7 protein-coding genes are annotated in these 9,754 nt (G+C 72.3%); 5 read left to right on the forward strand and 2 right to left on the reverse strand.

Going from position 1 to position 9,754, the window contains the following annotated elements; translation table 11 throughout:
- The 3 genes from J0670_RS19405 to J0670_RS19415 all read left to right on the forward strand — a co-directional run.
- The coding region (locus J0670_RS19405; RefSeq protein WP_279383039.1) for a penicillin-binding transpeptidase domain-containing protein at nt 1–830 on the forward strand (830 nt) is incomplete at its 5' end.
- Between the two features lie 290 nt (nt 831–1,120).
- Complete coding sequence (locus tag J0670_RS19410) at nt 1,121–2,566, forward strand: amino acid permease (protein ID WP_307806590.1); 1,446 nt, start codon at nt 1,121–1,123, stop codon at nt 2,564–2,566.
- A gap of 127 nt (nt 2,567–2,693) precedes the next feature.
- Nucleotides 2,694–4,118, forward strand: a complete 1,425-nt coding sequence (locus J0670_RS19415) for a glycosyltransferase family 87 protein (protein WP_243437236.1) — start codon at nt 2,694–2,696, stop codon at nt 4,116–4,118.
- 194 nt (nt 4,119–4,312) lie between these two features.
- Here J0670_RS19415 and J0670_RS19420 read toward each other — a convergent pair whose 3' ends face one another.
- Complete coding sequence (locus J0670_RS19420; protein WP_207812894.1) at nt 4,313–6,079, reverse strand: penicillin-binding transpeptidase domain-containing protein; 1,767 nt, start codon at nt 6,077–6,079, stop codon at nt 4,313–4,315.
- A gap of 191 nt (nt 6,080–6,270) precedes the next feature.
- Nucleotides 6,271–8,070: a dolichyl-phosphate-mannose--protein mannosyltransferase gene (locus tag J0670_RS19425; protein WP_374223129.1), complete on the reverse strand. Its 1,800-nt coding sequence runs from the start codon at nt 8,068–8,070 to the stop codon at nt 6,271–6,273.
- 96 nt (nt 8,071–8,166) lie between these two features.
- On the opposite strand from J0670_RS19425, the gene rsmI reads away from it, so the two are divergent.
- Together rsmI and J0670_RS19435 are read left to right on the forward strand one after the other, a co-directional pair.
- Nucleotides 8,167–9,036: a 16S rRNA (cytidine(1402)-2'-O)-methyltransferase gene (rsmI, locus tag J0670_RS19430; RefSeq protein WP_207812896.1), complete on the forward strand. Its 870-nt coding sequence runs from the start codon at nt 8,167–8,169 to the stop codon at nt 9,034–9,036.
- Nucleotides 9,037–9,271: 235 nt separating this feature from the next.
- The gene (locus J0670_RS19435) at nt 9,272–9,739 is read left to right on the forward strand and encodes a hypothetical protein (RefSeq protein WP_207812897.1); all 468 of its coding nucleotides are present in this window, start codon (nt 9,272–9,274) and stop codon (nt 9,737–9,739) included.
- The last annotated feature ends 15 nt before the right edge of the window (nt 9,740–9,754 follow it).

A 9,754-nucleotide genomic window follows, 5' to 3' on the forward strand; every position in this document is an offset into this window, starting at 1 on the left:
CCTACCCGCCGGGCTCGACCTTCAAGGTGGTCACCGCGGCGGCCGCGCTGGCGAGCGGCGTGGTCACCGACCCGGACGCACCGACCGCGGCGCCCTTCCCGTACGTGATGCCCGGGACGACCACGCCGCTGGTCAACGACACCGCGGCCTGCGACCGGCCCGGCCTGTCGCTGGACGCCGCGATGACCGCCAGCTGCAACAGCGTGCTGGGCTACCTCGGGGTGCGGACCGGGCTGGACCGGATGGTGGCGATGGCCGAGGACTTCGGCTTCAACGACCCGAAGCTGGACATGCCGGTGCGCCCGGTCCGGTCGAACTTCGACACCGGGATGAACCAGTCCCAGCTGGCGCTCTCCTCGATTGGGCAGTTCGACACCGCGGCCACTCCGCTGGTCATGGCGATGGTCGCGGCCGGCGTCGCCAACGACGGCACGGTGATGCGTCCACAGCTTGTGGACAGGCTGACCAGGAGCGACGGCACCACGGTGGAGCTGATGAAGCCGCAGGTGTACCGGAAGGCGATGACCCCGGCGGTGGCCGGGCAGGTGCGGAAGCTGATGACCGACGTGGTGGAGAACGGCACCGGCGGCAACGCCCGGATCGCCGGGGCGGTGGTCGGCGGCAAGACCGGCACCGCCCAGCACGGGGTGGACAACAGCGGGACGCCGTACGCCTGGTTCATCTCCTGGGCGAAGCCGGCCGGCTCGGACGTGGTGCCGCCGGTCGCGGTCGCCGTGGTGGTCGCGGACAGTGACGCCACGGACGTGACCGGTGGCGCCCTGGCCGCGCCGATCGCCCGCTCGGTGATGCGGGCGGTGCTCGGCGGCTGACAGGAAAGGGGCGCTGAACTGGCCATTTAGTCGATCATCAGGAGATGCGACGGGTGCGAAGTGTCCGGTTTGTTATCCATGGTGCGCCAATTCGTACAATGCGCCGATCGGTATTGTTTGTTTGCGACACTGGTGCTTTCGCGGGGTACTGTCCCATGTTTGTTCGGTTGGTCCCCGATGGCACTCCCCAGCGTCCCGGGTGACCTGCGCTAGGACACCCTCCCCCGCCTAGAAGGACCGCAGTTTTGGCCAGCAACACCCTTGGTGCGCGTCTGCTGCGACGCAAGCCCGTGACGACCTTGATCGCAGAGAGTGAAGGCCGCGACAGCCTTCCGGCCGGCGCGCCCGAGGAGGGCGGGCGCTCCGGCATCCACCTGCGCCGCTCCATCGGACTCTGGCAGCTGTCCTCGATCGGCATCGGTGCCACCATCGGCACCGGCATCTTCTTCGTGCTCAACACCGCGGTGCCCTCGGCCGGCCCGGCCGTCATCCTGTCCTTCGTGATCGCCGCGGTCACCGCCGGACTCACCGCGCTCTGCTACGCCGAGATGGCCTCCGCGATCCCGGTCTCCGGCTCCTCGTACTCCTACGCCTACGCCACCCTCGGTGAGGGGGTCGCCTTCGGCGTCGGCATCTGCCTGCTGATGGAGTACGGCGTCTCCGCCTCCGCGATCGCGGTGACCTGGGCCGAGTACCTGAACAAGTTCTTCGACCTGACCTTCGGGTTCAAGATCCCCGAGCAGCTGTCCGGCGCGCCGGACAGCACCCACTGGTTCAACCTGCCGGCGCTGCTGCTGGTCGCGATGGTCTGCTTCCTGCTGATCCGCGGCGTCAGCGAGTCGGTGAAGGTCAACGCGGTCATGGTCGCGATCAAGATCGTCATCCTGCTGCTGTTCATCGGCGTCGCGCTCACCGGCTTCCACTCCGGCAACTTGACCCCGTTCATGCCGCTCGGCATCGGCGGCGTGCAGGTCGCCGCGTCCAGCATCTTCTTCTCCTTCATCGGCCTGGACGCCGTGTCCACCGCCGGTGAGGAGGTCAAGAACCCGCGTCGCACCCTGCCGATGGCGATCATCATCTCGCTGGTCGTGGTGACCCTGCTCTACATCCTGGTCGCGCTGGCCGGCATCGGCGCCCAGCCGTGGACCAAGTTCGACGGCCAGGAGGCCGGCCTCGCCCAGATCCTCCAGGACATCACCGGCCAGAGCTGGCCCGCGATCGTCTTCGCGGTCGGCGCGATCGTCTCGATCTTCAGCATCACCCTCGTGGTGATCTACGGCCAGACCCGCATCCTGTACTCGATGGGCCGCGACGGCATGCTGCCCAAGCGCTTCGCCGAGCTCTCCCCGCGCACCGGCACCCCGGTCTGGAACACCGTCATCGTCGGCCTCGGCGTGGGCGCGCTGGCCGCGTTCGTCCCGCTGCGCGTCCTGGCCGACATCACCAGCCTCGGCACGCTCATCGCCTTCTCGGTGGTCTCGATCGGCGTGATCATCCTGCGGCGCACCCAGCCCGACCTGCCGCGCGGCTTCAAGGTGCCCGGCTACCCCGTCATCCCGCTGATCAGCGTCGGCTTCTGCGTCTACCTGATCACCGGCCTGCACGCCGACACCTTCCGGGCCGGGGCGATCGCCCTCGCCGTCGCCCTGGTCGTCTACTTCGGCTACAGCATCAAGCACTCCAAGCTGAACCGGCCCGAGCAGCAGGCCGTACCGGCCGACAACTCCGCGGGCTGACCCGCGCCGCTCCGTACGGGAAGGGCCGCCGCACGCCACGGCACCCGGCGGCCCCTCCCGTGTCACCCCGATTCCAGTGCCGGACGCCATGGCGACAGGGCCCGGCCCGCACCCATAACCTTCCACCATGGTGAGCACCCGCACGCCCGGCTTCTCCCGCCCGCGCGGCCGCTTCACCGGCCGCGCCAGAACGCCGGCCCAGACCGTCAGCGCCGAGGTGCCGTCCAGACCCGGACGGCCACCGAGGGGCTTCACCAGCAGGCCGTTCCCCCGGCAGCGCGGCGAGAACACCTTTCCGCCCACGACCGACCGGTGGAACCCCGCCCGGCTCGCCTCGCTGCGCCGGGTCCAACTGCTCGGCTGCCTGATCGCGGCCGGCTGGGCCGCCGCCTTCCCGCTCGTCTCCGACCTGCCCAACCAGCGGCTGTGGGGCCTCGTCGCGGCCCCCTCCTACGCCCTGGCCGGGCTGCTCTGCCTCACCCTGCCGCGCCGCTTCGCGGCCCGCGCCGGCGCCGCCGTCGCCCTGCTCGGGGCCGTACTGGCACCGCTCGGAATGCTCGCCCTCACCGGCCGCCACCAGTCCGAGGTCATGGTGGTCGAACGCTCCGCCCACCTGCTGCTCACCACCGGCGACGTGTACCTGCCGCACCCGGTGGTGGTCACCGACTACAACCCGTACCTGCCGGCGATGGCCCTGTTCGGGCTGCCGCGCCAGGTGCTCGGCGACTCCACCGCCTTCGCCCGGGTCGCCGGGGACGCCCGGATATGGTTCGCCCTCACCTTCGTCGCCTGCCTGCTGGCCGCCTGGCGGCTGCTGCGGCCCTCCCGCCCCGGCGGCGGTGACCGGCGCGCCCCGCTGCTGCCGCTGGCCGTGCTGACCGCCTCGCCGCTGATAGCGCTCGCCCTGGTGGTCGGCGGGGTCGACCTGCCGCTGATCGGGGTCTGCTGCCTGGCCATGGCGCTCGCCGAGCGCGGCCGCACGGTCGGCGCCGGGCTGGTGCTCGCCCTCGCCTGCAGCCTCAAGTGGACCGCCTGGCCGGCCCTGCCGGTCGCCGTCCTGCTGGTCTGGCGGCTGTACGGCCGCCGGCCCGCTGCCCGGACCGCGCTGATCGGGGTCGGGGTGAGCGCGGCGGTGGTCCTGCCCTCCGCGCTGACCCAGGCGGCCGCGCTGCGCGAACAGGTGGTGCGCTTCCCGCTCGGGATGACCGCGATCCGCACCCCGGCCGGCAGCCCGCTGCCCGGCAAGGTGCTGGCGGGCTTCGGGCCGACCGGGCACTCCGTCTCGCTGGCGCTGATGACCGTGGCCCTGATCGGGGTGGCGATCTGGCTGCTGGCCCGGCCGCCGGTCTCCGCGATCGCCGCCGCCGACCTGCTGGCGGCGGGGCTCGCGATCGCCTTCATGCTCGCCCCGGCCGGGCGGTTCGGGTACCTGGCGCTGCCGGCGGTCCTGATGATCTGGCCCCGGCTGGCGGCCCGGCGCTGGAGCAGCCGCCGCCCGAAACCGCCCCGCCCGGTGCCGGACGCACCGGAGCCCGCCCTGCCGAGGAGCTGATTCCGGTGCCGGACGCGCCGGAGCCCGCCCGGCCACGAGGCTGAGAGCGGGCGCTGCGACTCGCCCGCTCGCCTCCGGGCGCTCCGATCCGGTGCCGACGGTCGGCGCTCCGTCGCTCCTCCGTCGCTCCCTCGCTTCTCCCTTTCGGCACCGGCGCGCCCTTCGACTCGGGGCGGGCCGGTGCCGTACGGGACTCACCGGCCGCCGGCCGCCTTGAGGAGCGAGGCGACCGCGGGGCCGGCCGCGTCCACGCCGTGGCCGCCGCCCTGGACCTCGGCCGCGACCGCGAGGTTGCCGCGGAAGGCGGTGAACCAGCTGTTGGTGGTGGTCGCCCCGGCGACCTCGGCGGAGCCGGTCTTGGCGCCCGCGTTGTCGGTGATCCCGGCCATCACGTCCTTGGCCGTGCCGCCGGTGGCGGTGGCGTTCATCATCGCGCGCAGCTTGGCGGCGACGTCCGGCGAGATCTGGCGGGCCGCCGGCTGCTGCGGCAGGCCCGGCACCAGGATCGGCTGCTTGAACGCGCCGCTCTGGACGGTCGCGGTGATCGAGGCGATGGCCAGCGGGTTCATCTGGACCTTGCCCTGGCCGATGTAGTTCATGGCCTGCTCGTCCTTGCTGCCCGGCGCCAGCGGCACCTTGCCGTCGGCGTTCGGCAGACCGGTCTTCCACTCCATGCCGATGCCGAAGACGTCCTTGGCGGTGCTGGACAGCGTGTCGGGCTTGAGGCTGGTCAGGCCCTGGTTGATGAAGGCCGTGTTGCAGGACACCATGAAGTCCTGCTGGAGGGTGTTGTTCGGGAAGGCGCCCGGGAAGTCGTTCGGGATCGCCACCGGGTTGCTGCTCTTCTCCGGGCAGGCCACCACGGTGTCCGGGTTGACCCCGGCCTCCAGCAGCGCCGCCGAGGTGAGGATCTTCATCGTCGAGCCCGGTGCGAGCAGCCCGGTGAAGGCCCGGTTCTGGCCGCTGGAGGGCGCGTTGGCGAAGGCCAGCACATTCCCGGTGCTGGGCTCGATCGCGACGATGGAGCCGGACTTGCCGCCCAGGTCGGTCATCGCCTTCTCGGCGGCGGCCTGGAGGGTGTTGTCGAGCGTCACCTTGAACGGCTTGCCGGGCTTCGGCTCGACGATGGTGAACAGCTTGTCCGGGGCGGTCTTGCCGGCCGGGTCGTTGATCACCACCGCGCTGCCCGCGTCCTGGTCCTTGTTCGGGTCCGGCGGCAGCAGCTTGTGGGCGTTGTCCTGCAGGGTGCTCATCAGCGCCTGGGTGAGCGAGGCGCCCTGCAGCGGCTTGCCGTTGCGGTCCACCACGGTGGACGGCGGGGCGAAGACCTGCTGGGTGGCGATGGTCTCGTTGCCGGACAGGTGGGGGTGGATCACCGACGGCGCCCAGTGCACGGCCGGGGTGTTGTCGCTCATCTTCACGACGCCCAGGAAGCCGTTGTAGTCCCAGACCCGGCTGGTGCCCTCGAACTCGGCGCGCGCCTTGAAACCCATCAGCGTGCCGGTGGGCCCGGGCGTGGCGGAGGCGGACGGCGAGTCGCCGGCCCCCGGGGTGCCGCTCGCGGACGGGTTCGCGGAGGCCGCGGCGGTGGGCTTGGCCGGGGTCGGGGTGCCGGTGGCGGAGGCGAAGGCCTGCTGGGTGGTCGGCCCGGCCGGGGTGAGGGTCAGCGCGCTCGGCTTGACCTGGTCCTTGAAGGCGGTCAGCGCGGTGGTGGCCGCGGCCGGGTCGTCGGTCAGCGAGGCCGCCTTGGCGATGTCGCCGGACGCCCAGGCGGCCAGGAAGTCCTTCGCGCCGCTCGCCGCCTGCTCGGCAGAGGGCGGGTCGGCGACCACCGTCCGGGGCTTCTTCTCGGACGATCCGGAGTCCGAGCCGCCCATCAGGCTGTACGCCCCGTAGCCGCCGCCCGCAAGGACGGCGACGGACACGCCGGTGATGATGCCGATCTTCGCGCCACTGCGCATGGTGCAGGTCCCCCAGGGGTCTCGCGGCCGGGCGCAACCGGCCGGGGCCGGAAACGCGGTACGCCCCCCACCCTAGGCAGGGCCGATCGGTGCGCCGACGAAAGGCTCGGGACTTGTGACGGATCTGGTACGTGCTGTGGACCGCGTACGGACGGTTCGGGGGAAGCCGGTACGTGCGGGGCAGCAGGGGGTCAGATCCAGGTGTTGAACCACATCCGGCGGCGCCAGTCCTCCAGCGGGATGGTCTGCCCGGTGAACAGCGGGAAGAAGTAGAGGAAGTTCCAGACGATCATCAGCACCAGCAGGCCGGCCACCGCCGAGCCGATGATCCGGCGCTCCCGGGTGGCGCCGGCCGGCCCGATCAGCGCGCCGATCAGCATCGTCACGGCGAGCACCAGGAACGGGACGAAGACCACCGCGTAGAAGAGGAAGATCGTCCGCTGCTGGTAGGCGAACCACGGCAGGTAGCCAGCGGCCAGGCCGCACAGCAGGGCGCCGGCCCGCCAGTCCCGGCGCAGCACCCAGCGCCACAGGCAGTAGACCAGTGCCAGCACGGCCGTCCACCACAGCAGCGGGGTGCCGATGCCCAGCACCTCGCGGGCGCAGTCGGCGGCGGTGCAGCCGTCCTGGCCCAGCTTGGGGGACTCGTAGTAGAAGGAGACCGGGCGGCCCAGCACCAGCCAGGACCACGGGTTGGACTGGTAGGTGTGCGGGTCGCTCAGGTGGGTGTGGAACTCGTAGACCGTCGAGTGGTAGTGCCACAGGGCGCGCAGGGCCTCGGGTATCCACGGGTAGTCGGTGGAGCGGCCGACCGCCCAGTCCCGGCCCCAGCCGCCCTGGCCGGGCGCGGTGCTGCTGGCGAACCAGCCCCACCAGGAGGCCAGGTACACGGCCACCGAGACCACGACGATCGACACGAAGGCCGGCACCACGTCCCGGGCGAGCACCGCCAGGTACGGGCGCGGGGCGCCGGCCAGCCGGCGGGCGCCGACGTCCCACAGCACGGTCAGGATGCCGAAGGCCGCCGCCACGTACAGGCCGCTCCACTTGGTGGCGCAGGTCAGGCCGACGCAGACGCCGGCCGCGATCCGGTACGGGCGCCAGCCCAGGTTGAGCCGCTGGGCGAGTCGGGGGTCCGCCACTCCCTCGAGCTTCGCCGCGAGGCGGGCCCGGGTGCGGTCGCGGTCCAGCAGCAGGAAGCCGAAGGCGGCGAGGATCCAGAACATCACCACGAGGTCGAGCAGCGCGGCGCGGCTGAGCACCAGGTGCAGGCCGTCCACCGAGAGCAGCAGGCCCGCCACGCAGCCCAGCAGGGTCGAGCGGAACATCCGGCGGGCGATCCGGGCCAGCATCAGCACCGACAGGGTGCCGAGCAGGGCCACCGCGAACCGCCAGCCGAAGGGGTTCATGCCGAACAGCTGCTCGCCCGCGCCGATGATCCACTTGCCCACAGGCGGGTGCACCACGTACGAGGGCGTCGCGCGGTACGGCACGGCCGCGCCCGGCGTCATGATCGTCGTGTTGGCGTCCTCCGGCCAGTTGATCTCGTAGCCGCCGTGCCAGAGCGCGTAGGCGTCCTTGGCGTAGTACGTCTCGTCGAAGATGATCGCGTGCGGCTGCCCGAGGTTCGTGAACCGCAGCAGCCCGGCGAACACCGCCACCGCGATCGGGCCCAGCCAGCCGGACCAGCGGCACAGGAAGTACCAGAGGCCCTGCGGCAGGGACACGCCCAGGCGCAGCAGCAGCGGCGACTGCGGCACGTCCGGCTTCGTCACCCCGGGGCCGTCCGGCATCGGCGGCACCAGGCGCTCGGTGAGCGTGGCCTCCGGGCGGGGGCGGTAGCCGTACCCGGCCAGGCGGTCCCGCCAGCTCGTGGGCCGTCCGTCCGCGGACCGCGGTGAGCGGGGGGACGGCAGATCGACGCCGCCGTGTGCGGAGTGGTCTGTACCAGTGGGCGTCTGCGCCGCCGTGTCGCCGTTCATCCGCCACATCGTAGGGGCGGTGTTCGCACGTGTGACCGCTCCCTCGGAAGCTGACCGAATCGTCACCAAAAGCCCCCGCGGCCGACAACTGGAAGGATGGGGGCCGTGACAGGAGTACTCGTTCTCGCAGGCACCCCCATCGGCGACGTCTCGGACGCCCCGCCCCGGCTGCTCACCGAACTGGCCACGGCCGACGTCATCGCGGCCGAGGACACCCGGCGGCTGCGCCGGCTCACCCAGGCGCTCGGGGTGACCCCGGCCGGGCGGGTGGTGTCCTACTTCGAGGGCAACGAGGTCGCCCGCACCCCCGAACTGGTCGAGGCGCTGCTCGGCGGCGCCCGGGTGCTGCTGGTCACCGACGCCGGGATGCCCTCCGTCTCCGACCCCGGCTACCGGCTGGTGGCGGCGGCCGTCGAGGCGGACGTCAAGGTCACCGCGGTGCCCGGGCCGTCCGCCGTGCTGACCGCGCTCGCGCTGTCCGGCCTGCCGGTCGACCGCTTCACCTTCGAGGGCTTCCTGCCGCGCAAGACCGGCGACCGGGCCCGGCAGCTCGCCTCGATCGCGGCCGAGCCGCGCACCATGGTCTTCTTCGAGGCGCCGCACCGGATCGCCGAGGCGCTGGCCGCGATGGCCGAGGCGTTCGGGCCGGAGCGGCCCGCGGCCGTGTGCCGCGAGCTCACCAAGACCTACGAGGAGGTCAAGCGCGGGCCGATCGGCGAGCTGGCGGCCTGGGCGGCGGAGGGGGTCAAGGGCGAGATCACGGTGGTGGTCGCGGGCGCCCCGCCGGCCGCGCCCGAGGCACTGACCCCGGGCGAGCTGGCCCGGCTGGTGGCCGTCCGGGAGGAGGCCGGGGAGCGCCGCAAGGAGGCGATCGCCGCGGTCGCGGCGGAGCTCTCCGTGCCCAAGCGGGAGGTCTTCGACGCGGTCGTGGCGGCCAAGCGGGACGGCTCTGCCGAGGCCCTGAAAAAGGGGTGAATTCCGGGGGTTGCGAGGCGCCCGGGGAGTCGTACCGTGGAGAGAAGGCCCCGGTAAACACCCGCTGAGCTGAAGATTCGGTCGTGGTTCCCGAAGCTCGGGAGGCCCTTCGTATAGGACTTCCCAACCCGCATCCAAGTCTTCACAAGAAGGGCGTCGGTCGGGGCGGTCCGGGCATTTCCTGGAATGGAAAGACCCAGCCGGGCGAGCGTCCGACGGGCACTGGGAGACGGCTATGAGTGACACGATCGGTAGCCCCCGCAGTGGCAACGCACTGAGCGTCCCCGGCCTGGCCGCGCGGCCGCACACTCCCGTCGAGGTCGTACGGGAGGCCTACTCCTTCGCCTGCCTGCGCTGCGGGTACGGGTGGGAGCAGGCGTACGACATCGAGCACCACGTGTCCAAGGACGGCCACGTCGTGTTCGAGTACCACGCCAACGGCGTCCGGGTACCGTCCCCGCTGCTCAAGCCGACCTGCCCGGGGTGTGGCGGCCACACCGTCCGGATCATGCGCGAGGGCCGGGTGGCCTCCGCCGACCAGCACTGGCAGCACGCCCCCGGCTACCCGGCGCACGCCGAGCCGGCCGTGGCGCCCGCGCCCCCGGCTTCCCCGGCCTCCTCGGCTTCCCAGGCCTCCCCGGTGCCCGAGCCCACCCGGCCGCGCGGACGCTGGGCCCGGTTCTGGTCGCGGCTGCTGGGCTAGGGCAGCCGGGTCACC

The sequence above is a fragment of the Streptomyces sp. FH025 genome (assembly GCF_017427025.1).
In the GTDB taxonomy this organism is placed as follows: domain Bacteria; phylum Actinomycetota; class Actinomycetes; order Streptomycetales; family Streptomycetaceae; genus Kitasatospora.